Below are 26,308 nucleotides of genomic sequence, written 5' to 3' on the forward strand. Positions count from 1 at the left end.
ACAGTTTAACCCACGCGAAAGGTGGGGCACTTCACCATGAATCGCTCAACTTAGGATTATATTAATTGTGTGCATGATTCAGAATTTTTCTCGTGTATCTGATTAATATTATAGTGATAAGTTTGTTTTCAATTAGGGAATACATAATGAAGGATACTAATCAATTTCACAAAAAAAACGATTTGCTATGCAGTATATTTCCCTGGAGTCCAATATTCGCTAAACGATCAAATTTTGAAGCTGGCTATTTTGCTTCAGAAGAAATCCTTGTGAAAAAATTCTTAAAAACAAAAAGCAATATTCTTATTATTGGTTCCGGTAATGGCCGTGAAGCCAGGCCAATATGTCAGGATCAACATGATATTTACTGCATGGATATTGCTTCGATTTATCTAGAAATTGGACAAAGACTATTTAGAAAGATTGGTATTACTAATGTTTCATTTATCCAGGATGATGTTTGTAAGGGATTTTCATTCAAGGATAACTCTTTTGATTTTATTTTTTGTAGTCTTTATTCAAATATGGGATCATTCAGATTTCAACTTTTAAGGGATTTGCACCGCATTATTAGACAACATGGATCCATACTTCTTTCTTGCTGTACTCCTATTTATCCATCTTTATATCAGAAAGATGATTTGAGTAAATGGAAATGGATAAAAAGTGAGGAAGAACTAAGTGCTGAAGTATCAAATTGTTCATTCAACCTTGTTGATAGTATAGTGGATCCAATTCGTAGTGAATATAGATTATCTATACTAAATATAAAATAGTTTACTGATATAGTTATATTCAAATATTTAATTATAAACTTCAGTTTATAACCATCAGCAAAACGTTCGCGGTCCCGGCTTCCAGCATGCCCAGATCCTCTGCGGCTCCTCTGGAAAGATCTATAATCCTGCCGCCGATGTATGGCCCCCTGTCGTTCACCCTGACTGTTACTTCCCTGTCATTATCCAGGTTATGCACACGGAGGATAGTATCAAATGGCAGGGTAAGATGGGCACAGGTAAGGGCGTGCATATTGAAAGTTTCTCCGTTTGCTGTCAGGTTTCCATGGAATCCATCACCGTAATAGGAGGCCACGCCCCGCTGCCGGAATCCCGCCGCGGTTCCCCCGGCTGAGATCCCTCCGGAACGATATGCCGGGTTGGATTCGAGGTAACATCCTGACAGAATAAGAATGAATATCACAGATAAGCGGAGAAGCAGTCTCATAGAGAATCACGCTCAAGGAGTCTGACAACACCCTCTCTCATTTCTCCCGCGGCATCCGGCCTTCTCATAAGCCATGTTCCCACCTGAACCATGGCTGCCCCGGCAGCAAGCAGTTCAAGAATATCTTCAGGACAGCTTACGCCCCCGGAGGCCAGAATGGGAATATCAACTGCTTCGGCTGTTTTAAAGACCCTTGCCACAGTCAGTGGAAGAAGGGCCGGTGAGGAATAGCCGCCCACCTTGCGCTTAAGGGGAGCTCTGCCGGTCTTCCAGTTCATCTTCATCCCGAGGAAAGTATTGCAGACAGTTACACTGTCGGCTCCACCGGTTTCGGCGGCCTGTGCCGATTCTGCCATGCTGCCCTCATTGGGAGTAAGCTTAACACTGAAGGGCCTGGATGTAACCGATTTCACAAGCCTTGATATCTCTTCGACTGTGGATGGTGATGCCCCGAAGGTTATCCCACCTGCGGCAACGTTGGGGCAGGATACGTTTACTTCGTACCCGAAGGGAACGGGGGAACGCTCAAGTTTTTCAATAACCGCGGGAAATTCCTCTACTGTTTCGCCTGCTACGTTTACTATCAGAGGAACGGGAAGCTTATCGGCTTCCGGGAGTATTGTTTTTACGATTTCATCAACACCAGGGTTGGCGAGTCCGATAGAATTCAGAAGGCCGAACCTCGTCTCAACTATTCTTGGAGGAGGGTTCCCGGGAGTGGGCTTCAGTGTGGTTGCCTTTGATATGACGGCCGCAGCTCCGTGCAGATTATTCTGCTTCATCAGCTCAAGCCCGAAACCGGCTGTCCCGGAGGCCAGGATTATCGGGGAATCGAATTTGCGACCCCAGAGTTCCCAGTAATATCTCATCAGAGAATCCCTTCCCACATATCCCAGTCCACGGCTTCAGCGGGCAGTACGGGGCCATCGGTGCAGCATTTCAGATAACCTCCATCGGCCCCGGGGATAGAGCAGCCTTCACACGCTCCCCATCCGCATCCCATCCTGGCTTCAGCGGATACCTGAGTAATTTTCCGCGATTCCACAGGCATTGATTCAATTACAGCTCTCATCATAGCTATGGGACCGCAAAGGGCTATATTGCTGAATGAATCCCACTGTACCGTCTTAAGAGGATCGGTTACAAGACCCTTTCTACCGGAAGAGCCATCCTCGGTAATCGCTATGGTCTCGATTCCGGGAAAGGTCAGCAGTTTGTCCTTTGTTGCCGCTCCAAGAACCATCAACCGGCAGTCGATACTGGCGGCAAGCCCGGGAAATCCGGCAGCTCCCAGCCCGCCTCCTATAAGCAGCCATTTACCTGAATTGAGTGTGTAACCATGCCCGAGTGGGCCAAGCATCCTGAGCGATTGCCCTTCGTCCACCTCGGCAAGTATTTCCGTCCCTCTACCGACAACTTCGAAAATGATTACAAGAGAGTTATAGGAACATTTGCTGATAGTGAATGGTCTGCGGGTAACGGGAAACGGCTCGGAAGAAACTTCTATCTGCACGAACCTGCCGGGTTCGGCTTCCCTGAGAAACTCTTCGGATGCTTTGAATTCAAACCTGAATATGCCGGGTAGTATTTCTTCCTTTTCAATAATCACTGATTCCGAGTCGATTATTCTTCTCCTCCCTCTTCCTCGCCACCCATTCTGTTCAGGGCAGCCCTGCCGAAATCGGTCTCCGGATAATCTTCGATCAGTTCTGTAAGGTAGCTTTCAAGAATCCTGTCATCAATCCTGGCAGCTTCTCCCGCAATATACGATGCCCAGAGTATATCAGGTCTTATCATCCTTCCCCATGCCGATGACTGAAGAGAATCAAGTATTTCCCACGCGTCGGTGAATTCCATTGCTTCTATCAATTCCCATGCTCTTTCCAGCATCACCGAAGGACGGGAATGATATCCACGCCCTCTCGGCAGGTTCAGTCTGTCTTCAATTTCAGTCGCAATGTCTCCTTCATCGCAAAGGGAATAGGCTTCCAGCGTCAGCGACAAGGAAGAATCCTCATTGATGGGCAGGATTTCAGAGAGCGTTATCAGTGCAATTGCCCTTTCCATCTCAGATCCGTTTTCCGAGATATCAAGAAGTTCTGATAATGCCATAGAGTCTTCTTCTCCGTAGAGGTCTATTCTCTTCTCGGCTATCATCAGCCTGTACAGCCAGCTTCTATCCTCATTACTGCTGATCAGTTCATCCGAATATTCCTCAAGCAGCTCAAGGTCATTTCTTCTGTTCGCAGCCAGCCTTTTCCAAAGATAATTCCCGCTTCTTTCGGTAAGTTCCTTAAGATCGTCCAGAGCGTCATCAATTCTGTCTTCTTCTTCCAGGAGCAATGCTCTCAGGTAGAGGGCTTCAGCGCCGAACTCTCTGTACCGGTCAAGGTCCGCAGCTGACCGGTAGGAAAGTATAGCTCCAGAGTAATCTCTGGATAATTCTCTGGCCTTTCCGTTCAACAGAGCAATTGCTGCCGTTTCCATATCCGACCTGTATCCTGCAAGAAGCCTGTTCAGAACTTCTACAGCCATTGTCGGCTTTTCCTCCTGGATGTAAGCCTCCGCCGCAACGGTAAGAGCCCGGTAGTATCCCTCTCCTCTGCCGAACATTTCCCCGGCAGAGAGGGCAAGAACAGCTCCGCTGTCCGGCTGCCCGATTTCCATGAAAGCACGACCGGTTAAAAGGGTGAGTTCAGCGGCAAGACTGTCATTATCGGGTATTCCAAGATCGTCCGCTACTTCCAGAGCAATTTCAGCCTGTTTATCGAGCAGGTAGGTTTCAATAAGATATAATCTTGAGCGAATGAACAGCCCGTTGTCTTCGGATGAGACACTTTCAAAAGATGCTTTGGCATCGTTGAACCTTCCGAGTTCAATGGCAGCAAGTCCTATGCCGGTGTTTGCTCTATCCCGGAATTCCTGATTGTCCGTCATTACGACAACGGAGGAATACGCCATCATCGCCTCTGTGAAATCTGACGTGCCGCTGCCTGTGAGTGTCCGCCTGCCGGACTGTAGAAGAGCATCTCCCAGCAGAAGCTGAGCATCGTCTGCCCAGCGACTTTCAGGATAAACCGCGAGAACCTTGGCCGCACCGGAAATAGCTTCATCAAGGAGGTTCTCCTCCGATGAAACGGGATTATCAGGATTCGTTCTGGCCAGTTCCAGGGCTGATTCGTAGCTTTTTCTGGCGTTGTAATACGTGTTGTAATAAGCGCACGAAAGACCCATGAAAGCAATCAGTACAAAAGACAACAGAATTCCTGTGTTAAGTTTTGACAAATTCACCATCCCTGTAAATAAGCCTTCCCATCCATACAGCTTCAACTCTGCCCTTCAGCATTCTGTTATGGAACGGGGTATTGGCTGACCTGGAAAATGAACCCTTTTCGGAAAGCCGGTATTCTATTTCAGGATCGAAGAGAACACAGTCGGCTTTGAGACCAGGGGTAAGCCCGGGGGCAGTTATACCGAGTGCCCTCGCCGGACCGCAGGTAAGGAGATGCAGTATTCTGATAACAGGCATCTTAAGACCGGTTAGAACTTCCAGTGTTATCGGAAGAAGAGTTTCAAGACCGGTTATTCCAAAGGCGGCTTCGGAGATGGATCCGTCCTTCATATACGCGACATGCGGCGCGTGGTCCGACGCGATGGCATCAACCATTCCATCCCTCACCATTTCCCCAAGTCTTCTCATCTGTTCGAGGCTGCGAAGAGGAGGGTTCATTTTAGCGAGTGTTCCGTGTTCCATCAGCGCGTTCTCGTTAAGAGCAATATGGTGGGGAGTAACATCGATGGTTACGTTCGCGGAATTGAAGCACTCCTCTCTCGCCAGTTCAATACTTCTTGGCAGAGAAAGATGTGTCAGGTGAAGATGCCCCCGGGAATTCGACGCGATTTCCATGCACCTGGCTATATCGGCTGTTTCCGCCACAGATGGAATACCTTCTACATCGAGTTTCAAGGACACCGACCCGCTGTTTACAGAACCTCCCGCCAGTTCTTTAACTTCGGGGTGCTCAATAATTACGCCATCAAATTCATTGACTGCATCAAGTGCTTCCAGAAGTAACCCGGAGTTATGCACAGGGTCTCCATCATCAGAAAAAGCGGATACCCCTTCTTCGTGAAGCTCGATAAAGTTAACCGGTTCTCTTCCGGATCTTCCTGCTGTAACACATGCAACAGGAATGACATCTGCAAGCCCGCAGCGCTCCGCTGATTTCTTCAGGTTTGCAATGGATTCCGGTGTATCCATGGGGGGGACAGTGTTCGGCATAACTCCCACTGTGGTTATGCCTCCGGCAATCGCCGCTTTTAGCCCTGTCTCTACAGTTTCAGAATCTTCGCCTCCAGGCTCCCTCAAATGTACATGCATATCAATAAGGCCCGGGAATACCCATTTACCGATGCCGTCTACCTCTATTGCATCCAGATGCTGCTGAAGCCGTGGCGCGGCAGTTTCTATAATACCGTCTGATATCAGAATATCTCCGATAAAATCCGTGTCCGATCCTGGATCCAGTATTCTGGCATTCCTTATTACATATTTTTTCAGAGGTGTATCATCCTATCAATCCGAATAGTCTTCCCCGCTTGAGATTACTTCGCCCCGGTCCGGTGCTGACGCAGCTGTATACTCGGACCTCACAGCCGTGATTTTCCGTTTGGGAGTGGCATTCCAGTCATCCCTCTGAAGGATTCTATCAATAACTTTCGATCCGGTTCCATTTGAATTGAATGCTTCGAAGAATCTTAAAGCCCATGCTTCCGTCTCATCGATTATTCTTTTCCGGTACTCCTCCGGAAGACCCATTATAAGATGATGAAACGGAAGATTAGCCTTCTTGTAATCACCGGAGTTACGCGGGTAGCCCTGAGCGTCCGCCCATGCTACCATCTCCTTCCAGAGTTCCATAGGAATACCCTTGTCCGGTCTCTTGACATAACTTCCGTTCTCAATCACGGCATTTCCGCTTACAATATCCATTTCCAGTCCGAACACGATATTCTGCCACAGTGTTCCCACGTTGCCTTTATTAATGCCGTATTCTTTGAAATGTCCCACCTTGTCAAGGGGTGTTCCGCTGATGCCATGCTGGGCAATTACGCAACCATACTTTGAAATGGCGTTGGCGATTTCGCCGGTTCTCGCAAGATCTATTCCCTCTCCTTCCCCCTTGGAAGAATCGTAAGTGCCATGTTTTGAACCGTTCGAGATAGCAAGGAAATCGGGGAAAATGCCCCAGCTGTTCAGGCCGCCAACAAAATATTCGGCTTCCTCAACGGTTGTCAGAACTCCGGCGCCTTTTATTTCACCTACTTCAGCCTCAAGCCCGATATAGGGAGGAATGTGCATTGCAAGATCCCGGGTGAACATGAGGTTATCGTAATCATGGTTGTGAGAGGCATCCACGGCTACAGATGTCCACCCCCTGAATATTGCGTCCGGAACTGTTACAATCGATTCATCTCTGTCAGCTGTCGATTTGATGGCGTAATGATCCATGTGAAGAGCGTAAACCACCCTGTCACCCAGAAGGCTCGAGTACTGCATGGCAAACCAGGGAAGATTTTTGAAGTTAACGCCGGTATATGTGGCTTCCGACTTGGCGAGCTCAAAGACTACAAATGAATCAACCTGGTGTGCGGCTTTAAGAATTCCAAATGCACTGAGCGGGTTTCGGATATTTGCCGCCATCACAATGGCGTTCTCGTCAATCCCGACAGCCGCGATATCCCTCATGCTTACAAGAGCACACCTGCTGCCGGGAAGAGCTCTTGTAACATTCAATGGTCTTAGATCAAGAAACCGGTCGTACTCACTGGTTTTATTCATTTTGAATCCTTTCATGTTTGACCAAGCCTTCCAAGAGTGTTAATATGCTTGAAACCGTAGCTGAGAGGTATGGTAATTTTGGATACACGATTTCCGGGAAACAGAGCTACAAGGCTTTTGCTCGCGATTATCGTATTTTCTATTCTGACAATACGTTTCGGCCTTGATCCGGATTCTGCCGATATCAGGCAGGCCGGGGATATTCTGATACTTGCCGCTTCGCTGCTGTATCTTATCGGGATACTTCTACCGGTAAGCCTTGCTTCATTAAAGGATCGTCTCAGCGAGGAAAAATGGCTGTTTCTCTTCTCATTCCTCTATATCCTGGCTCTCCTGGCATTTGCAATTAAACTGTCTGCTTCAGATAATATTCCCTCAGCTGCCGCGTTCAGGACAGTAGTAAGGATATCAATAGGGTACAGTATTCTATGTTCAGTCAGGGTGATGCTTGCCTCATTCGGATCATGGGCTTTTGAGCATCTGTCTCCTGCCGCGATACTTCCGGTCTCATTCGCTATTGTCATACTCTTTGGCACTATGATGCTGATGATGCCTGCCTCAACACCGCAGGGAGGTATCGGATTGATTGACGCGGCATTTACTTCGACTTCAGCAACGTGTGTTACCGGATTGATCGTAAGAGATACAGCCATCGATTTTACGCTTTTCGGTCAAATCATAATACTGATACTTATTCAGGTGGGTGGTCTGGGCATCATGACCTTTGTGGCGTTCTTCGCTCTTTTCCTTGGGCATAATGCCGGCCTGCGTGAATCAACATCTCTTATAAGGGTTATGGACAGTGATTTCGTAAGCGACCTGAAGAAGATAATGGGGTCGATTATCGGCTGGACACTGACCATTGAAACGGCCGGTGCTTTCATTCTCTACATCATCTGGGACGGCCAACCTGTAGATTGGACGACCAACTTCAAGATATGGCAATCGGTTTTTCACAGCATATCAGCATTCTGCAACGCTGGATTCAGCCTGAATCCGGTGATTACCGACGCATCCGCAGGCTATTTCAGCAATCCAACCAACCTTGAAGGATTCGCACATGTTCCCGGAATCGCAATTACAATTGGCAGCCTGATAGTACTTGGAGGTATCGGTTTCATGGTGCTGACTTCCCTTGGAATCCACATGATGCACAGGATGCGAACCGGGACAAGTAAACGTATGTCCGTCCAGATCAAGCTGATACTCTGGGTTACCTGCATATTGATTGTTGCCGGTATGGCTCTTTTTCTTATCCTCGAGTGGAACAATACTCTTGAGGGAATGACTCTCTCGCAGAAGATGGCCAACGCATACCTCGGGTCTGTTACGCCAAGAACAGCGGGATTCAACACGGTTCCCACATCAGTTATCTCACCAGCCATGTTATGGTTCTTTGTTGCTTTGATGTTCATTGGCGCCTCTCCGGGAGGAACAGGAGGAGGAGTCAAAACAATTACGGTAGGAGTACTGTTCATGAGCGTTATTTCCCTGATCAGGAATAAGCCGGCAACCGAGGTATACAAGCGTAGAATACCTTCACATGATATTAAGAGAACAGCGGCATTACTTCTTCTGGGTGGAATGGCATTCACCGTCTCGGCTGGACTTCTACTTATATCCGAACAGAATTCATCTTCTGAACATAGCACTTTTGATTATATTTTTGAATCGATGAGCGCATTCGGTACAGTTGGGCTTTCCACAGGACCAACTGCTGATTTGACCTGGATGGGAAAGGTCATAATCATACTGACAATGTTCGTGGGCCGGATTGGACCCGCTGCACTGGCGGCTGCAACCGGAAGAAGGACTGTTATGCGTTACGAATATCCTGAAACCCGGATAACAATAGGATAGAACGGAGAAGAGCTTTTGAAGTCACAGAAATTTGCAGTAATCGGCCTGGGCTCTTTCGGGTTCAGCCTTGCGACGAAACTTGAAGATCTCGGAGCCGAGGTGCTGGCTATCGATAGAAGTGAACGGATTGTACAGGAAATCAGCAATTCCGTGTCCGCAGCGGTGTCATTCGACTGCACCGATGAGAATATGCTCGAAGCACATGGTCTTGCCAGTATGGATCTTGTAATAGTAGCGATAGGTGAAGATTTCGGCTCAAACGTTCTGGTCACAAAAATTCTCAAGGACATGGATCTTAAAGTTCACAGCAGAGCAACAAGCAACCGCGAAGCGCGCATACTGAAAGCTGTCGGAGCTGATTTCATTTACACGCCGGAGCAGACGCAGGGAGTTACGGAAGCAAGGCGCCTCACACTTCAGGGTGTCGAATCGTACCTTCCCCTTTCAGGAGGAATTGTGTTCGCTCATGTAGAAGTTAAGGAAGCCATGGTTGGCAGAATGCTCCGGGATCTGGACATTCGAAAGATCTTCGGTCTGAATATTGCTTATATAGGTCGTATGACTGAAGATGGAAGGAAATACAGAATTCCAAGACCGGACGATGTTTTCAGGGCAGATGACCATATTTTCATTATGGGAACACAGGAAGACATAAAAAGATATCTTCAGAGCTGATTTGCTGCCGGAACTTAACTGTGTTCTACTATTTCCCCATCAATTCGCTGAGGCCTGCGGAATTCAGAGCATGTTTCTGATCTTTGTTGGAATCTCTGAACAGCTTCAAACAGATTTCAGGGTTATTGTGTTCCGCTGAAATTGCCTTTACCAGCAATATCAGCACATCCGGCAATCTCTGTGGATCGTTAAAAGAACTTTTCTGCTGTAAACCCTCATCAGGAATAAATACCAGTTTCCCAAGTATGGGTTTTTCCTGCCGCAGTGTCCCGAAAACGTTGACTGCCTGCATGAAGCAATCGGACCACATCTCCAATAGAAGCACATACCATTGGTTGAATGCATTAATAAGGAGAGATATTTCATCCAGCCCTACTCCTGACAGGGAAATCGTCTTTCCGGGATAGAAGTAGCCGGTTCCTCCGTTTCTTGCCTCATATTCAAGATATTCCCATACTTCGGGACCATCAAGGGTTCTCTCGGGCATCCAGCCGATTTCGGCTTCGCCTTCAACTATGGGAATCAATGTGATTATGTTTTCTTTAACTACCCTGAGCAACCCTGATTTTCTTTTGCCTATAAGTTTCTCGTACAATTCCATGATCTGTCCCCTGGAACCCTTTAATTTCCTCAGAACAGGTTCCTCCGTCCAGCATCTTAAAAGATATTTCAGCACACTATCTTCAAGAAAATAGTAGGACAAATTCAACTCGGTGATATCATTCTCCAGCCAGTTGAGGAAATCATCCAAACCTCTTACATCACGCCCTATGAACCTGTAGGGTGTTCCTTTCTTGATAGCATGATAAGCTACAGGGCCACTTTCGTTATCGATTCTCCAGTAACCGTCACGGTGCAGTTCACGGCTGTCAAGAGCTCCCCTGGCAAGTTCGCGAAGATTAAGATACCGTACTGAAATATTCTCCAGATACTTACTGGAATATGGCAATACTTCACTGATCAGGATATCGCTCACCTTATCAGCCTCGCGATCCTGTCGAATTTAGGAAGACCGTGACCGGGAACCCATGACCAATATGTAACAAGAGCCTCTCCTTTGATAAGATCAACCGGCAATGCTCCCCAAACCCTGCTGTCGCTTGAATGATCGCGGTTATCTCCCATCATGAATACATGATCTTCAGGCACAACGTATGCCAGAACACCTTCCGTCATAATACAGTTGTCCCGTATTTCCCAGTATGCCAGGTCTTGAACTCCTCCATAAAGCCGGTCAAGACAATCGGGCCATGACTGATCCAACTGGCATGGCTCAAATCCATCCTGATAACAGAAGGACCAATCCTCAGAGGGTTCACCGTTTACATACAGAGTATCCCCGCTTACTCGAACCGTATCACCTGCAGCGGCCACCATCCGTTTTACGAAGTCCTTACCAGGCTCTGCCGGATACTTGAAGATCAAAACCTCACCAACTTCAGGATCACTGGTTGCAGGCATCAGTAATCCATATTCATCGCCCCTGAACCAATGAAGCAGTGGTCTCATTCTGTCTGTCCATGGAATCTGCTGACCCTCCGAAACCTTCAAGACAAGCAGGTGGTCTCCAACGAGCATGGTTCCCTCCATGCTGGGAGTAGGAATTCTAAAAGCTTCGATAACGTAAGGACGGAGAAATCCGAAAAATATTATCAACGCAAGGGAAAGCTGCAAAATCCAGTCTTTTATTTTCGCAATTTTCAAGATGCCTCCATTTTATCTCAAGATAGTAAACCAATGAATTGCACAGACTGACCACCAATGTCAACAGGTATCAGAATTCAGAAAGCCATCTCAAACCTGTGAACGATAAACGTACCTCGTTACATTACGCTATCTTTTATTATCTTTATTACAAGCTATCATAATAACATAAGCAAAACTGACCTGGATGTTGACACCGCTGAGTATCTGATTCATGGTGTCGGGGATGCAAACTGCATGAAATCCTACCGGAGGTACCTTAATGATAAGTTTTCTTACTGATGCGTATAATTATACTACGGGAGGCTTTCCTCTTGGTAAAATCGCTACATCTGTGCTGATTGTACTGATAGCGTTTCTGGTACAAAGCATACTTAAAACGGTTCTGGAAAAAATCGGGAAGAAGAATACGGGCTTTTTCGGAACCCTCGCCAGGGATTTTATTAAACCCGCAGCATTTCTGATAATCATTTTTGGTGTTTACATTTCCATACGAATACACGCCCTGCCGCCCTCCACAACCGAATGGGTAAGAAAGGTATTTCTCTTCTTCGTTACCGTTAACGTTCTCTGGCTTCTTATGAAAGCCATCGATACTGTCGCGGAGCAGATGTCTTCCGTTGCCGATAATACCGAATCAAAGATGGATGATCAGCTCGTCCCCATTCTCAGGAAGCTTGCCAAGTTCATACTGGTTGCGATAGGCATTATCTTCTATATGCAGTCCAACGGATATCCTGTCAGTGGAATTCTTGCCGGAATGGGAATCGGTGGACTTGCCATGGCGCTGGCTGCTCAGGATTCGATCTCAGGTATATTCGCCTCGGTTGTGATATTCCTCGACAAACCTTTCATGGTGGAAGACTTTATCGAGGTTAACGGAGTCAGCGGAACAGTTGAGGAAATAGGCATCCGTTCAACCCGCATAAGAACAGTGGAGAAAACACTTGTCACGCTACCAAATAAAGAGATCATGGATTCCAATATCAACAACTATTCCAAACGCCCGATGAGAAGAACTTCAACAACCGTTGGAGTTACGTACGACACAACACCGGAGAAGATGAAAGAACTTCTGAAGCGGCTGCGCCAGATGATGAAAAACGATGAGGATGTTGATAACCAGAATGTATACGTAAATTTCACGGGTTTCGGAGACTCATCCCTGGATATAGAAATGAAATACTTCATATTGACAGTTGAATATCAGAAATGGCTTGACAAAAGGGAGGATATAAATCTCAAGATAATGCAGATCGTATACGAACTGGACCTTGATTTTGCCTTCCCGTCAACCACCGTCTACCTGGAAAAATGACACTTCCAAAAGAAGGACATAGAAAAAGGCTGAGAGATAGATACCTAAATGGCGGTATCAGGGGATTCTCCGACAGAGATGCGCTGGAGCTGCTTCTGACTTACGCTATACCAAGGCAGGATACGAAGGAGAAGGCGCACGAACTGCTACAGAAATTTGGATCCCTTCATGCAGTCCTTTCGCAACCTCCCGATATGCTCCAGACCGTTGATGGGATAGGACCCGCAGCTGCGGTTCTATTGAATATGGTTACCTCGGTGACAGCCAGGTCACTGAAACCCTCCAGGGGAGCGGAAGTCATCGACAGCCCGTCAAAGGTAAAAAACTATCTTGAAACCGCTATGGGTACCCTCAGAAAGGAAAAACTCATCGCCCTTCTGCTTGACTCCAGCAACAGGCTCATTACGGAGTGCGTTCTGGAGTTCGGTACGGTGGACAAGGCTGCGGTACATCCCAGAAACCTCCTGGAAAAAGTAATTGCCACAGGAGCAACCGCCGTGATACTCGTTCACAACCATCCTGGAGGAGCAAAAAGGGCAAGTCAGGAGGATATAAACCTGACAAGAAGACTCAGCGAACTGGGCAAGAGCCTCGGCTTCAGGATTCTGGATCATATGATAGTGGCCGACGGTGAAACCCTGAGCCTTCGGGAAGAGGGCCTTTTCGAATAATCCAAATGTATCGTTTTTTCGAGTTCTTAAAATAAATGCCCCGATAACAAATTTGAAGCATGCGCGAATTGCAGTGACGAAGCATCCGTCAACTCATCCTGTTGTTGACAGGTAATAGTCACCCCTGTATGTTAAATTTATAGAGTATTGTGATAGGATATACAAATTAATGTTAATAACTTAAGATAATTCATTACTGGAAAGGAAACAAATGATAAAGGTAATTTTTGTTCTTGCGTTCACAGCTGTTTTTGCTTACGCGATTGATAACTGTAAAATCGAGAATCCTGTCGCAGGCGGAACTGGAACCCTTGATTGGTTTCAGTACGACGATGGAATCGCTTATTGGATATCCTCAGGAAGCGCCTTTTACGGAACATGGTTCGATATTACCGATTTTGTGCCCGGAGCAGGGAACTATGAATGTGACTATACAGAATGGTGGTTCTACCATCATTCGAATCATCCCTGGGATACCGATCAGATTGTTGTGGAACTCTGGAACGGTGATGATGCATCAGGACCTTTGACAAACCTTACGTCCGATGTTATCACCGCGCTGCACTACGCACCTGTGATCGTTAATTACGCAACACCAGTACCTGTAGAACATGACTTCTGGATGTCCGCTATTACCACTGTATATTCGGTAGAAGGTCTTCCCTCAGTTCTTTACGACCAGTACGATAACTGGACGGGAACGGCTCATAGTTTCAACGACATGGGGCCAGTGGTAATGGGCGGATATGAGGTCGACGCTTTGTTCAGGGCAGGTTGTACTTGGGTAGGCCTGGAACTGGAAAACGAAAGCTGGGGAGCGATCAAGGGGCTGTTCAGATAAACATCATCTGAATCGCAGCAGTGATTTCATGAACGTATCTCCCTCGATGGTGCCGTAACTGCCGCTTTCGGTATGAATCTCGTCGTAATGAGTGACATCATCGGGTGTTTCTCCCGGATGATAGATCAGGAACGGAACGGGGTCATGAACATGCGTTCTTACGTCGCAGGGGGTTCCGTGGTCGGGAGTAATGGCGATGGCTACATCTTCAGTCATAACTGAAGTCTGCTCAACGATGTATTTCACGATTCGCTTATCGAGATATTCGATAGTTCTTATTTTCAGATCAACGTCACCTTCGTGACCCGCTTCATCGGTTGCCTCCACGTGAAGATAGACGAAGTCGTAATCGCCTTTCAGCGCGTCTACTGCAGCCTGAGCCTTGCCTTCGTAATTCGTATCGTACAGCCCTGTCGCTCCTTCAACTTCAATAACGTCCAGCCCCGCGTAAATACCGAGGCCTTTCACAAGATCTACAGCTGAGATTACCGCTCCCTTGATCCCGTACAGCTCGGTCATGGTTTTCATCTTCGGCCTGAAACCGGGGGACCAGAACCAGACCGAATTGGCCGGATCCTTCCCCTCAGCGATTCTCTTCCGATTTACCGGATGACTGCTGAGTATCTCATGGGATTTCATTATGATGCTGTTAAGAAGCGCGGCTGTTTTTTCTCCCTCTGCTCCGGAACTTTCTACCATAACCTTATTGTAATCCGTGCCTGGCACATCGTGAGGAGGTGTGCAGGAAATGGAATCGCTTCCGTTCTTGAGTACAAAAAGGTGCCTGTAGCTTACGCCCGGATAGAAGCTCATTACATCAGTTCCCAGCTCTTTATCAAGCGCTTCGATAAGCTGAAGTGATTCTTCCGTACTTATATGTCCCGCGGAGTGGTTTTTTATCTTTCCGTCCTCGATACAGATAAGGTTGCACCTCATAGCCAGATCAGAGTAATCAAGTTCAACCCCCATACTCGCTGCCTCAAGCACTCCCCTGCCCTGAAATACTTCTGCCGGGTCATAGCCGAGTACACTCAGATTCGCCACCGCGCTTCCGGGCGGCATATCTGCCTGTACTGTTACGAATTTGCCACACCTGCCACTTGAGCAGAGTGAGTCAATGCTTGGGATGTCAGCAGCCATTAGAGGTGTTTTGCCTCCCAGGGATTCAATCGGACGGTCAGACATTCCGTCTCCAAGAATGATGATATACTTCATTTTTTGCGCCTTTACCGGGTTATTTATGCGTGACACCCACCAGGCCGATGGATGTCACGCTGGGGTTTCTAATAGTTTTCTTTCAGGAAGGATTTGAAGGCGGGAAAACCTTCGGGCAGATGCTCGTACGATTCCTCTTTTTCCTCAAGTCCGTGAAGACTTGGTGGCAGTTCAGGATCGAAAGAGAGGATTTCGCGTATCTTCTCGGGGAATTTTGCCGGATGAGCTGTTTCCAGCGAAATACAGAGCTGATCTTTGTGCTCTCCTGTTTCCTGAAGATAGCGCATGAGGCCTGCCCAGCTGACGGATCCATGGGGCTCAAGCAGAAGTCCGTGTTCCTCGAAGGCATCCTTTATCATCGCTTCCGTTTCATGGTCGTTAATGCTCACCGCGTACATGTCTTCCCGGATACGATCGAGGTCAGGCGCGGTATTTATCACGCCCTGTTCGTTCATGTTTCCTCCGTAAAGAGCAACCAGCCTTGGGATATTACTCGGATGTCCTACGTTCATGGCACTCGATATGCAATTTCTGGAGGGCACGACTTTTTCGTAGACACCGGATTTGACAAATTCAGGGAACTCGTCATTCTCGTTTGTAGCAACAACGAACTTGCTGACCGGTAATCCCATATTCATTGCGATAAGACCGCCGCAGAGATCGCCAAAATTTCCCGATGGAACGGAGAAAACTACTTTCTCATCCGGGTCTCCGGACCGGAGCTTCGCGAACGAATAGAAGTAGTACATTGTCTGAGGTATAAGCCGTCCGATGTTGATCGAATTCGCGGATGAGAGGTTCAGATAATCCAGTTCCCTGTCAGCGAATGCCTGTTTTACCAGCGCCTGACAATCATCGAATTTTCCGTCGAGAGAAAGTATGGTTACGTTTTTCCCAAGGGTTGTCATCTGCTTCCGCTGACGCGCAGTTACTTCATTCGAAGGGAACAGGACAACTACTTTGATGTTATCCAGTCCGTAAAAAGCATTTGCTATGGCGCTTCCCGTATCTCCCGAAGTTGCGGTCAGAATCAGCAGCTCTCCACTCTTCCGATCGAGGAAGTACTGCATAAGGCGGCCCATCATTCTTGCCGCGAAATCCTTGAAGGAAGCTGTCGGCCCCTGATCCAGTCTCATTACGTACTTCCGTTCGTACACATGCTCAAGCGGCACTTCGTAATCGTAGGCGTCTATGACAATTTGCCTTAGATCATCTTCTGGAATCTCACCGGCCAGGAATTTTTTTCCAACTGCAAATGCTATTTCATGATATTGCGCATCCGAGAATTCCTGTATCTCCTCGAGTGTAAATCGGGGTATTTCCTCCGGCATATAAAGTCCGCCATCCGGGGCGATTCCCTTAAGAAGGGCCTGCTCGAAGTTGACCGCGGGTGCTCTTAGATTTGTTGATCGGTACTGTATCGGTTTTTTTCTCATATTTCTTTCCTGCCTGGCTGTTGTCTCTCTCCTCTACAAGGACAGTTGGCTGCGAATACATTCAGCAAGTCTTTTAACCGCTGTGACCAGTTGATTCTTTGAGGCAAATGAGAAGTTGATTCTCATAGTGTTTCTTGCGGGGTTTTCTCCAAAAAACACATCACCCGGAACGAACGCGACTTTGTGTTTAACGGCTTCGTAAAATAGATCGTGTGTATCGATCTCCTCTGGAACCGTTACCCACAGGAAGAGCCCTCCCTCGGGCTTCGTCCAGGTCACTCCCAGTTCCGGCGGGAAATACTCCTCCATTGTCGAAAGAAACACCTTGAGCTTCTCTCCGTAATATTTTCTGCACTTAAGGATGTGCTCCTCCATGTTCATCTCGGTCAGGAAAGCCGCGCACATGTCCTGATTGTACTTGGGTGAATTAAGAACATTTCCCTCTTTGATGTTGGTCATGGCTTCAATCACTTCGACTGGACCTATGTTGAATCCAACCCTGAGACCGGGACAGAAGAGCTTCGAGAATGTGTACAGGCCTATTACATTTCCGCCGCCATCCTTCTGATCAAGTGAGTAGATGGAAGGGATGGTTTCGCCTTGGTATCGGAAATCCCTGTAGGGGCTGTCCTCAAGAATAGGAATACCGAACTCTCTGCTGAGATCTATCAGAGCAAGCCTTTTCTCGAGGCTCATGGTTATACCGGATGGATTCTGGAAATCAGGCACAACGTATATGAATTTGGGCTTCCTGCCCTCTTTTCCGAAAGCTTCTATCTTCTTTCGATATCCCTCAATATCCGAGCCGTCTTCCTCTATATCTACACCCGCAAACTCGGGGCGCTGCATCTGAAACGCGACAATCGCTCCGGCGAAAGTGGGACGGTCAAGAAGAACAACATCTCCTGGGTTCAGAAACAGTCTGCCCGTCAGGTCAAGTCCATGCTGCCCTGATGAGGTCACGACAATGTTATCATCCGTAACCCGGATGTTATCTCTATCCAGAAATTGCACTATAGCGTCGAGTAGAGCCTTTTCCCCCTTAATGGGAGTGTACTGCATGACTTTCTCGATATCCTCCTCAAGCACCCTTCCAGATACGAGTCTCATCTCGTGTTTTAAAAACATATCCGGCGAAGGAAGTCCGCCTGCCAGCGAAATAATCTCAGGATCGGTCAGCAAAGCGAATAGCTTGCCTATGGAGTACCCGCCGTACTCCCTGATATTATCCGAGAAACGATTGTTCCAGTCCTGTATCATGAAAACCTCTCTGCCCTGTTCTGATTATTACCTTAAAGTATTCAGTGCTGCTGGCAACTCTTCGCGAAGATCGCCCTGATACCACGTCTCATCATAGCTCTACCGTCTTCAGACGCTCGGACAGCCTTGTTGTAAATAACCTCACCGATATCCTTCGCGATAGCATCACGTTCATCCTCTGATATGAAGTATGTCGCCATGGTATCGAGTTCATGCGCGGTTCCATCGCTCTCGTACTTGAAGGTCATATTGGTGCCGCTCTCAAGTACTTTGAACATATGATCTGTCCAGTTGAAATTCGGCATACCAAGATCGGGATTGATATAGATATGAGCAGCGAGGCTGACGCCCTTGATCCCGCTTGCGTCGAGCTCCTTCGCACATTGGATGAAATTGGCAGCGGTTGAGCCGTTGCCGATGTTGATTTCATATATGGGAGAGGTTCCATCTTCGCGAATATACTCGTTCATGATATTGAGCAGCATTCTGAACTGCATGGGATTCTGAGTAGCCAGGAGCATGGAAATCTTTATATGAAGGTTCGGAATATCCCGTCCATAGTAGCAGACTGCAATGATTGTGCTCCAGCTCGGATTCAGGAAGAAGTTCCCGCCCGTTGCCAGTGCTGTGCGGGTAACGCCGTCAAGATAGATCAGGTGGTTATTGTTCGCTACTTCGATTCCGCCGAAATTCCCGAAGGGCGTGCCCTGGTTTTTCAACGTAAGCGCACAGTTTCCGCCTTCGCATTCGTATCTTTCGAACTTCTCACCGGTAATTGCTTCAAGTTCTCTGAAACGATCTTCGGGTTGAGGTATCCCTATAAGATTCGTGCTGCAGAATTTACTGGCCTGCATAATGTTCTCGGCCATAGCAAGAGTTGCCATGAGGTCGCCATTGTAAATGTAATTATCTGTCAGAGCTACAACGGAAATCATTTCCTGCGGAGCGTAACAGGGCTCATCGGTCCCTGCGCTCTCAGCTATCCGTCTGATCGCTTCGCGGGTAACCTTTGCGCCCTGGAATCCTGAAACCTGACTTGTTCCGGTTCCAAAAGCATCATTGTAAACAATTTCGTTTTCCTTCTCGAAATCCTCAACCTGAGGGAATTCCTTCGCATAGGCTTCAGCTTCCTCAATCATTTTCCCGAATCCCTTATCTGCGAGGATGCGTTTCCTGGTCTCGAAATCCCTCATCTTCCTGATTGTGCTGACGATTTTCGTGGCTCCGCCATGATGTTCCTTCAAAGCATCCATGGCTTTCATATCGGCATCGGACAGTAATGGATATCTCATCAATTCCTCCTGTTCACCCAAGGCGTTCAGATTAAAAGCAACCCGGGCAGTTGATAGATACTTTTGCTGACTGAGAGCAGCACAAAAAACATTTCTACCGTAATCAGTATAACAATACACTTTTCATTCATACTCTGCAACGCATATTGATACAGTTCATTTTAAGGATGCTGTTTACAATAACGCTTCTTTATTCAGGATTTTGCCGCTAATCGCTTTCTGAAATATCATATATGGGATATTTATAAGTAATAGAATACTAAATCATGACATAAATGCATGGATTCCAGACCTGACCCCAAAGCATCTTGACTTACGCATCAAGTAAGATATTATTGAAAATAGGGGTTTGTGTCCATAGGTTCACAATTGTCTTCTCTAGTATTCATGGAGGCTCATCAGTGACATCCGGATTGACACGCGTTACGGGAAGTAAATCGGTTTTGGTACTGCTTTTCATGCTCATATTGATTGCAGTGTTGTCCGGTAGAACTGCATTTGCATCATCAGCAATTCATGAAAACGACGCTCCGTGCATTCTTGTCCTTCATTCATATCATCCGGGATTCATTTGGACGGAAAGTATCTCAAATGGCTTATGCTCCATTCTGGAGGAAAACGATTCTGATTTAAATCTTCATATCGAGTATATGGACACGAAGATTTTTTTACCCGATAGCATATTTCCAAAATTGGAGCAGCTATACAGGGCTAAGTACGAGAATGAACACATCGATCTCATTATTACCACCGATGACAACGCCCTGAACTTCCTGCTGCCTCGGCGCGATCTACTATTTCCAGATGTGCCCATCATTTTCTGCGGGCTGAATAACTACACCGAATCCAGAATCGCGGGTGTTCGAGAAATCACCGGCGTGGCCGAAGCCATGGATCTGGCAGGAACCATAGAACTGGCGCTTGACCTGCATCCGGACACACGCTACGTCGCGGTAGTAAATGACAATACGCCTACCGGCATCTGGAATCTGGAGAACTTCAGAAACGCCGCACCGGAATTCACTGACAGGGTTGAGTTCATTGAACTGCTGAATCTGACTACTGAAGAGCTGACGGAATCTCTTAATACTCTTCCTGATGAAACAGTAGTCCTTCTCCTGTCTTTCTATCGGGATCAAGCCGGACGAGCTTACAGTTACCAGGAATACACTGCGCTTGTAACTGATAACTGCGATGCCCCTGTATACACCGCATGGGACATGTTTGTGGGACACGGCGTTATTGGAGGTATCGTTATAAGCGGCAAGGCGCAGGGCGAGCATGCCGCTCTACTGGCCCTGAGAGTGCTGAATGGAGAATCAGCGGACGATATTCCGGTGCTGACGGAAAGTCCGAATGTTCCGATGTTCGATTACAAAGTGATGCGCCGCTTTGGAATTTCCGTTTCGGATCTTCCAGCCGGGAGAGTCGTTATAAACGAACCGATATCGCTATACTATCGGCACAAAACATTCATCTGGATGGCATCAACTTTCGTTCTGCTTCAGTTCTTCATGATACTCGCCCTGACAACAAATGTACTCAAACGAAGACGGGCGGAAGGTCGCCTGCGACAAAGCGAAGCACGCTATCGCGGTATAGTCGAGGATCAGACAGAACTCATCTGTCGTAATCTTCCTGATGGTACGCTAACATTCGTTAACGATGCTTACTGCCGCTATTTTAATCGGAGCCGTGATGAACTCATAGGGCAAAGTTTCATGCCTTTGATCCCCGATAACTACCATCGGATTGTAAAGGATTACTTCATGTCTCTGGGAAGCGAGAATCCTGTTGCCACTCATGAATACAGAATCGTTTTACCGGACGGCGAATCACGATGGAACCAGTGGACCAATAGGGCCATTCTCGATGACGAAGGACAAGTGGTTGAGTTCCAGGGGGCCGGACGCGATATAACCGAACGCAAGATGGCTGAAAAGGCGTTACGTGAAGCGGAGAAACGCTACCGAACACTTGTTGAACAAATGCCTGCTGTTACATATATCGCTGCACTTGATGATAAAAGCTCGACGACCTTCATCAGTCCGCAGATTGAATCATTCCTCGGTGTTTCACCGCAGGTCTACACGGACAATCCGAATTATTTGGATGAGCATCTGCATCCGGATGACCACGACCGTGTACTGGAAGAGATCGCGGTTTGTCATCAGACAGAAGAACCATTCTTATCCGAATATCGCATGATTTCGCAAACGGGTGATACAATCTGGTTCAGGGATGAAGCCATCATTATTAAAAGCGATAAAGGGATACCTCTGTTTATTCAGGGAATCATGACGAACATCACCGATCGCAAACATGCCGAGCAGGAGCAACTGAATCTTGAACGTCAGGTTTTGCATGCGCAAAAACTGGAAAGCCTTGGAATACTGGCCGGCGGTATTGCGCACGACTTCAACAATATGCTTACAGGTATCCTGGGCAATGCGGACCTTGCTCTATTCGATCTTCCCCCTGTGTCTCCGGTGCGCCAGAACATCAAGGACATTGAAACTGCGGCTAATCGAGCGGCCGAACTCTGTCAGCAGATGCTTGCCTATTCAGGAAAAGGACATTCTGTCATCGAGCAAGTCGATCTATCGGAGCTGGTTCGAGAGATGTTCCATATTCTGGAGGTCTCTATCAAGAAGAAAGTTACACTGAAGTACAAATTCCCTGACAATCCTGTCGTTATAATGGCCGACGCTACACAAATCCGGCAGGTAATCATGAATCTGATAACGAACGCATCGGACGCAATAGGTAACAAAAACGGTGTGATATCGATCTCCACGGGATTCATTCAATACAACAGCTCTTTTCTGTACGACAGGTACACGGATGAAAACCTGCAGGAAGGATTGTACGCTTTTCTTGAAGTGATAGATACCGGATGCGGAATGGATGAATCAATCAGGCAAAAACTGTTCGACCCGTTCTTCACAACGAAAGTTAACGGACGCGGATTGGGATTGTCTTCCGTTCAGGGCATCGTACGCGGACACAAGGGAGCACTCAAGGTCTACAGCGAACCCGGAAAAGGAACAACTTTCAGGATTCTCCTTCCTGCCTCCGACACTATCGAATTAATAAAACCTTTTACATCAGAAGACAGCGAGGAGGAGTGGAAAGGACACGGTACGGTTCTCCTTGCCGATGATGAGGAGACAGTGCGCAAGGTTGGCAGATATATGCTTGAACGGCTGGGTTTAAAAGTTATACTGGCTGTAGACGGCCATGATGCCGTAGAGATCTTTCGCGCAAGGCATAACGAGATCGATTGTGTACTTCTGGACCTGACTATGCCTAATATGGACGGTGAAGAAGCCTTTAAGGAGATGAAGAAAATCAGGAACGATGTCCGTGTAATTCTTTCCAGCGGCTACAGCGGACAGGAACTTTTAAAGCACTTCGCAGGCAAAGGACTTATCGGGTTTATCCAGAAACCATACGTTCTGAAGGTTCTTCAAAATGCTATTCGCGAAGGGATCGAAGGTAAAACGGAGTGAAGTAATCGAAAACTGTACACATCGAAGGGGCATATCGCCTTATTCCATAATAATTCAAGATTGCAGGTGTTTCAACCATCCTTTTGCGTTAATTCTGGTGAAAATCTCTTTCGCTCTGGAGTAACACTCCTTTAATCCGTCTTCGTTACCTGATTCCCCAAGCATCTGCCCTTTGTAATAAAGCGTGACTGCCAGATTGTAGTTATCATCAGATTCCTTGAAAATGACTTCGGATTCTTCGAAAGATTCAATCGATCTGTTCCAGTCGTGCATTCTTGAATGAAGTCTTCCAGCCAGTTGATGAGCAGCCGCCTTCAGATTCCTTCCAACTGATTCCTCTGGAGAATGGAGAATATCCGTTATACCTTCTTCCAGACCCTCAAGTCTATTCTCCTCGAAATCAAGCGACAGGATGCCGATATCTATTCCCTTTATCTGACTTGCTGCATCGATCTCAACAGCTATATCACGGGACTGCATATAGAATTTCCTGGCGGATTCAAGGTTGTTCATCATGAACAGTGTGTCACCTTCACTCATCATGCATTCCATTACGCCCCTGCGATCGCCTGTGTCATTCCTGATAATGAGCGAATCATTGATCAACTCGAGAGATACTTCATACTCGCCAAGAATCCGGTTTATATCACTCATGTTTGCCAGAATCGTGGATTCAGTTCTACGGTCACCGATTTCTCTTGAAATCGCCAATGAGCGGTTTAAATACTCCAGGGATTTGGAGTACTCACTAAAGTACTCGTATGCCTTACCTATGTTGTTAAGATTGGCTGTTATTGAATTCCGGTTACCGATCTTTTCGGTTATCTCAAGTGATTTTATGAAATATTCGAGAGCCTTCCTGTATTCGCAAAAGCCCCAATGTATAAGACCGCAGTTGTTGAGGCATGCCGCGTTCGTCTTGATGTCACCTATTCGCTCCGTTATTTCCAGCGAACGTTTGAAATAATCCATGGCCCTGTTATATTCCCCAAGATTCCAGTAAACAGCACCGATGTTGTTGAGTTTTGAGGGACTGACTGTTTCTTCGCCAGTTCCGTCAAGCATTACCATCGACCGTTCATAATATTCCACGGCATCATGGTATCTCCCCAGATGCCAGCAACTGAGACCGGAATTATTCAGGGCATCCGCCACTTTTCCATTGTTCTCTATTTCCTTTGAGATCTTTTCAGCCTCTTCAGCTGTTTCCAGAGCTCTGTTATATTCACCTATGTCAAGATATGGTTTACAAATATGCAGGAGACCATCAGCTTCAAGTTCTCTATCCGATATCCTGTCCGATTGCAATATCACTTCCTGAAGGTCGTGAATTGCCTGTTCGTTTTCCCCAAGAACACCCAGTGCTACCGCTCTGTTCATTGTACATTCAATCTTTTCCCTGCTCCATCGTGTCTCGTTTGTTCCGAAACACTCAATCGCCCTGTTGTAGTACTTGACAGCTTCTCTGTAAGCATACGAGTCCCTTGCTTTGTCGCCTGCTGAAATGCTGTGTTCTATCGCTGACGCCGTGTCCCCGCCCTTGTAAAAGTGCGTGGACAGATCCTCTACAACCTGCTCGACTTCTTCCTTGTGGATATCCAATTGCTTCTGGGCAATTGTCAAATGAAATCTCTTGCGCCTGGCTCCGTTTATTCCGTTGTACACCGTTTCTCTTATAACATCCTCTGGAAAGAAGAACCTTTCTCCGTCGTACTCCTTCAGAAGCCCTACTTTCAGCGCTTCGTCCATCAGGTCAAAAAGGTGGCCTTCGTTCCAGTCTGCAAGTTCCAGCATGAAACTAAAATCGAATTCCCGACCGATCACTGCAGCATGTTCTATGAGATCCGAAGCTTCAGCGGATATCATGTCCAGTTTTCTGTCTATCACATCTTTGATGGAATAAGGAATTCTGTCCACTCTGTCCGCGGAAAAAGTCCACTTGTCATTTCCCCAGTAAAGAGCGCCGCTCTCGTACAGGGTTTTCATCAGCTCTTCGATGAAAAATGGATTCCCTCCGGTTTGTTTGTAGATATATTCCGTAAGTTCGAGAGGTGGAATCCTGTCTATTATCAATGAGAGCATCCTGGATACATCAGCCTCTTTCAAAGGCTCAAGCGTAATCCTGCTGAACAGGCCTTCTCGGGACATATTATTCAGTATCCTCTGGAAACACTCCTTATCGGCCTCTTCAATCCGATAAATGAGAAGGAACAGTATCTTGCTGTCCCTGAATGCTCTGATAACGTAGTTAAGAAGTTCAAGCGATCCTTCATCCGCCCAGTGAATATTATCAATGGATATGATGATAGGACTGTTGGCAACCTGTTGTTCAAAGAGCCTTCTAACGCCCTCGAAAAGGCGGAACTTATCGACAATGAGTACTTCTTCGCCACTCTCGCCGATACTGTCCGATAACTCCGGAACGATCTTCGCAAGCTCAATTCTGTAAGTCCGGGGGATATCCTTGAGACACAATCCGCTATCAGTTCTTACCATCGAACGAACCAGCTCACGGAAGGGAAAATAGGGAATCGAATGGGTGGTAGCAGAGAGAATGCTTCCGAAAAACCGGTAAGACCCGAATCTCTCAGTATCGACGATTTCGCCGGCAAGCCTGGACTTGCCCACACCAATCTCACCACTTATGCAGAATGCCCCACCATGATTGTCTGAAGATGGTCCTGCGGAACGTATTACCTCGGAAAGCTCAACGCCTCGCCCGACAATCTCCTTCGTGGGAATTGCAAGATTACGTCTACCGCTGACCGGAACACCTACTCTATCACGACCATGTCTCTTAGCGCTGTAAAGACGCTGATCGGCAATGTTGAAAAGATCAGTCCATTCCTCTCCATCATGAGGAAATGACGCGATTCCTATGCTCAGAGTAAGGCGTACCCTGGAAAATTCCTTTACGCGACAACTTTCGATGAACCTGCTTGAGATCCTTTCCGCATGCTCGTAAGCGGTCTGGGGAAGGATACAGACGAACTCGTCACCGCCGTATCTGAATACAGAATCGTTACCCCTGACAAGCTCTTCAAGAAATGAGGAGAATTCATTAAGAACGGTATCGCCCATTGAATGGCCGTAGGTATCGTTAACGTTTTTAAAGTGGTCGAGATCTATCAGAAGAATCGATGTGGGAGAAGGTTCCCTGCTGTTTATCTGAAAATACTCCCTGGCCTTCATGTTGAGATAACGGCGGTTGAAAAGGCCGGTAAGATCGTCTATGTACTCTTTTCTGATATTATCATCCATGGATAGTACCCCTTTTAGACCTCTCACAACAACAGGACTATACGTGATAATACGAATCCTGCTATTCATTAGCCCGGTGTCTAGACAATGGGCTTTTTCAAATAATATTAGACTTGTATCGATACCGTATGTCAAGAGCCATATAATACCGTTGGTATTTCGCGGCGGACAGATAGGCATTAACCATGGAGGGCGCA

The 26,308-nt window shown here is 47.0% G+C and carries 20 protein-coding genes; 7 read left to right on the top strand and 13 right to left on the bottom strand.

Annotation, left to right across the window (positions count from 1 at the left end):
• Nucleotides 1–146: 146 nt before the first annotated feature.
• Nucleotides 147–776 (top strand): class I SAM-dependent methyltransferase, encoded by a 630-nt coding sequence (locus K8S15_05620; protein ID MCD4775514.1) that lies wholly within the window; start codon nucleotides 147–149, stop codon nucleotides 774–776.
• Between the two features lie 40 nt (nucleotides 777–816).
• Here the strand turns inward: K8S15_05620 and K8S15_05625 are convergent, their stop codons facing one another.
• From K8S15_05625 to K8S15_05650, 6 genes are read right to left on the bottom strand one after another with little or no spacing between them, the layout of a single operon-like run.
• Nucleotides 817–1,224, bottom strand: coding sequence for a septal ring lytic transglycosylase RlpA family protein (locus K8S15_05625; protein MCD4775515.1), 408 nt, complete (start codon nucleotides 1,222–1,224; stop codon nucleotides 817–819).
• On the bottom strand, nucleotides 1,221–2,093 hold the full coding sequence (locus tag K8S15_05630) for a dihydroorotate dehydrogenase (GenBank protein MCD4775516.1): 873 nt from the start codon (nucleotides 2,091–2,093) through the stop codon (nucleotides 1,221–1,223). Before K8S15_05630 ends, K8S15_05625 begins: the two co-directional genes overlap by 4 nt.
• The gene (locus K8S15_05635; protein ID MCD4775517.1) at nucleotides 2,093–2,833 is read right to left on the bottom strand and encodes a hypothetical protein; all 741 of its coding nucleotides are present in this window, start codon (nucleotides 2,831–2,833) and stop codon (nucleotides 2,093–2,095) included. The genes K8S15_05630 and K8S15_05635 overlap by 1 nt, the downstream gene beginning before the upstream one ends.
• 14 nt (nucleotides 2,834–2,847) lie before the next feature.
• Nucleotides 2,848–4,509, bottom strand: a complete 1,662-nt coding sequence (locus tag K8S15_05640) for a hypothetical protein (GenBank protein ID MCD4775518.1) — start codon at nucleotides 4,507–4,509, stop codon at nucleotides 2,848–2,850.
• Entirely contained in the window at nucleotides 4,496–5,785 is a 1,290-nt protein-coding gene (locus K8S15_05645) for a dihydroorotase (protein ID MCD4775519.1), read from the bottom strand. Before K8S15_05645 ends, K8S15_05640 begins: the two co-directional genes overlap by 14 nt.
• Nucleotides 5,786–5,800: 15 nt before the next feature.
• Nucleotides 5,801–7,066, bottom strand: a complete 1,266-nt coding sequence (locus K8S15_05650; GenBank protein MCD4775520.1) for a class II fructose-bisphosphate aldolase — start codon at nucleotides 7,064–7,066, stop codon at nucleotides 5,801–5,803.
• Between the two features lie 78 nt (nucleotides 7,067–7,144).
• Here K8S15_05650 and K8S15_05655 point away from each other — a divergent pair, with 78 nt between their 5' ends.
• Entirely contained in the window at nucleotides 7,145–8,926 is a 1,782-nt protein-coding gene (locus K8S15_05655) for a Trk family potassium uptake protein (protein ID MCD4775521.1), read from the top strand.
• Nucleotides 8,927–8,941: 15 nt separating this feature from the next.
• Entirely contained in the window at nucleotides 8,942–9,601 is a 660-nt protein-coding gene (locus tag K8S15_05660; GenBank protein ID MCD4775522.1) for a TrkA family potassium uptake protein, read from the top strand.
• Between the two features lie 28 nt (nucleotides 9,602–9,629).
• Here K8S15_05660 and K8S15_05665 read toward each other — a convergent pair whose 3' ends face one another.
• Nucleotides 9,630–10,577: a hypothetical protein gene (locus tag K8S15_05665; protein ID MCD4775523.1), complete on the bottom strand. Its 948-nt coding sequence runs from the start codon at nucleotides 10,575–10,577 to the stop codon at nucleotides 9,630–9,632.
• The gene (lepB, locus tag K8S15_05670) at nucleotides 10,574–11,305 is read right to left on the bottom strand and encodes a signal peptidase I (GenBank protein MCD4775524.1); all 732 of its coding nucleotides are present in this window, start codon (nucleotides 11,303–11,305) and stop codon (nucleotides 10,574–10,576) included. Before lepB ends, K8S15_05665 begins: the two co-directional genes overlap by 4 nt.
• 262 nt (nucleotides 11,306–11,567) lie before the next feature.
• Here lepB and K8S15_05675 point away from each other — a divergent pair, with 262 nt between their 5' ends.
• The 3 genes from K8S15_05675 (at nucleotide 11,568) to K8S15_05685 (ending at nucleotide 14,135) form a co-directional block, all read left to right on the top strand.
• Nucleotides 11,568–12,623, top strand: coding sequence for a mechanosensitive ion channel family protein (locus K8S15_05675; protein MCD4775525.1), 1,056 nt, complete (start codon nucleotides 11,568–11,570; stop codon nucleotides 12,621–12,623).
• Complete coding sequence (radC, locus tag K8S15_05680; GenBank protein MCD4775526.1) at nucleotides 12,620–13,294, top strand: DNA repair protein RadC; 675 nt, start codon at nucleotides 12,620–12,622, stop codon at nucleotides 13,292–13,294. The genes K8S15_05675 and radC overlap by 4 nt, the downstream gene beginning before the upstream one ends.
• Nucleotides 13,295–13,505: 211 nt before the next feature.
• A complete protein-coding gene (locus K8S15_05685; protein ID MCD4775527.1) occupies nucleotides 13,506–14,135 on the top strand; it encodes a hypothetical protein in 630 nt (209 codons plus the stop codon).
• Nucleotides 14,136–14,138: 3 nt separating this feature from the next.
• Here the strand turns inward: K8S15_05685 and K8S15_05690 are convergent, their stop codons facing one another.
• From K8S15_05690 to K8S15_05705, 4 genes are all read right to left on the bottom strand, one after another.
• Nucleotides 14,139–15,350, bottom strand: coding sequence for a cofactor-independent phosphoglycerate mutase (locus K8S15_05690; GenBank protein MCD4775528.1), 1,212 nt, complete (start codon nucleotides 15,348–15,350; stop codon nucleotides 14,139–14,141).
• Between the two features lie 68 nt (nucleotides 15,351–15,418).
• Entirely contained in the window at nucleotides 15,419–16,786 is a 1,368-nt protein-coding gene (gene thrC, locus K8S15_05695; GenBank protein ID MCD4775529.1) for a threonine synthase, read from the bottom strand.
• Between the two features lie 33 nt (nucleotides 16,787–16,819).
• Nucleotides 16,820–18,046, bottom strand: a complete 1,227-nt coding sequence (locus K8S15_05700; protein ID MCD4775530.1) for a PLP-dependent aminotransferase family protein — start codon at nucleotides 18,044–18,046, stop codon at nucleotides 16,820–16,822.
• A 41-nt stretch (nucleotides 18,047–18,087) separates the two neighbouring features.
• Nucleotides 18,088–19,338: a hypothetical protein gene (locus K8S15_05705; protein ID MCD4775531.1), complete on the bottom strand. Its 1,251-nt coding sequence runs from the start codon at nucleotides 19,336–19,338 to the stop codon at nucleotides 18,088–18,090.
• A 401-nt stretch (nucleotides 19,339–19,739) separates the two neighbouring features.
• Between K8S15_05705 and K8S15_05710 the strand changes: the two genes are divergently transcribed.
• Nucleotides 19,740–22,850, top strand: coding sequence for a PAS domain S-box protein (locus tag K8S15_05710; protein ID MCD4775532.1), 3,111 nt, complete (start codon nucleotides 19,740–19,742; stop codon nucleotides 22,848–22,850).
• Between the two features lie 54 nt (nucleotides 22,851–22,904).
• Here K8S15_05710 and K8S15_05715 read toward each other — a convergent pair whose 3' ends face one another.
• Entirely contained in the window at nucleotides 22,905–26,111 is a 3,207-nt protein-coding gene (locus K8S15_05715) for a diguanylate cyclase (GenBank protein MCD4775533.1), read from the bottom strand.
• Nucleotides 26,112–26,308 lie beyond the last annotated feature (197 nt).

The organism is Candidatus Aegiribacteria sp., assembly GCA_021108005.1.
Taxonomy (GTDB): Bacteria; Fermentibacterota; Fermentibacteria; order Fermentibacterales; family JCC-6; genus Aegiribacteria.

Excerpts from the sequence above, each read along its gene's own strand:
- K8S15_05620 (MCD4775514.1), top strand. The coding sequence starts at position 147 with ATGAAGGATACTAATCAATTTCACAAAAAAAACGATTTGCTATGCAGT.
- K8S15_05625 (MCD4775515.1), bottom strand. The coding sequence starts at position 1,224 with ATGAGACTGCTTCTCCGCTTATCTGTGATATTCATTCTTATTCTGTCA.
- K8S15_05630 (MCD4775516.1), bottom strand. The coding sequence starts at position 2,093 with ATGAGATATTACTGGGAACTCTGGGGTCGCAAATTCGATTCCCCGATA.
- K8S15_05650 (MCD4775520.1), bottom strand. The coding sequence starts at position 7,066 with ATGAATAAAACCAGTGAGTACGACCGGTTTCTTGATCTAAGACCATTG.
- K8S15_05675 (MCD4775525.1), top strand. The coding sequence starts at position 11,568 with ATGATAAGTTTTCTTACTGATGCGTATAATTATACTACGGGAGGCTTT.
- radC (MCD4775526.1), top strand. The coding sequence starts at position 12,620 with ATGACACTTCCAAAAGAAGGACATAGAAAAAGGCTGAGAGATAGATAC.
- K8S15_05685 (MCD4775527.1), top strand. The coding sequence starts at position 13,506 with ATGATAAAGGTAATTTTTGTTCTTGCGTTCACAGCTGTTTTTGCTTAC.
- K8S15_05690 (MCD4775528.1), bottom strand. The coding sequence starts at position 15,350 with ATGAAGTATATCATCATTCTTGGAGACGGAATGTCTGACCGTCCGATT.
- thrC (MCD4775529.1), bottom strand. The coding sequence starts at position 16,786 with ATGAGAAAAAAACCGATACAGTACCGATCAACAAATCTAAGAGCACCC.
- K8S15_05700 (MCD4775530.1), bottom strand. The coding sequence starts at position 18,046 with ATGATACAGGACTGGAACAATCGTTTCTCGGATAATATCAGGGAGTAC.
- K8S15_05705 (MCD4775531.1), bottom strand. The coding sequence starts at position 19,338 with ATGAGATATCCATTACTGTCCGATGCCGATATGAAAGCCATGGATGCT.
- K8S15_05715 (MCD4775533.1), bottom strand. The coding sequence starts at position 26,111 with ATGGATGATAATATCAGAAAAGAGTACATAGACGATCTTACCGGCCTT.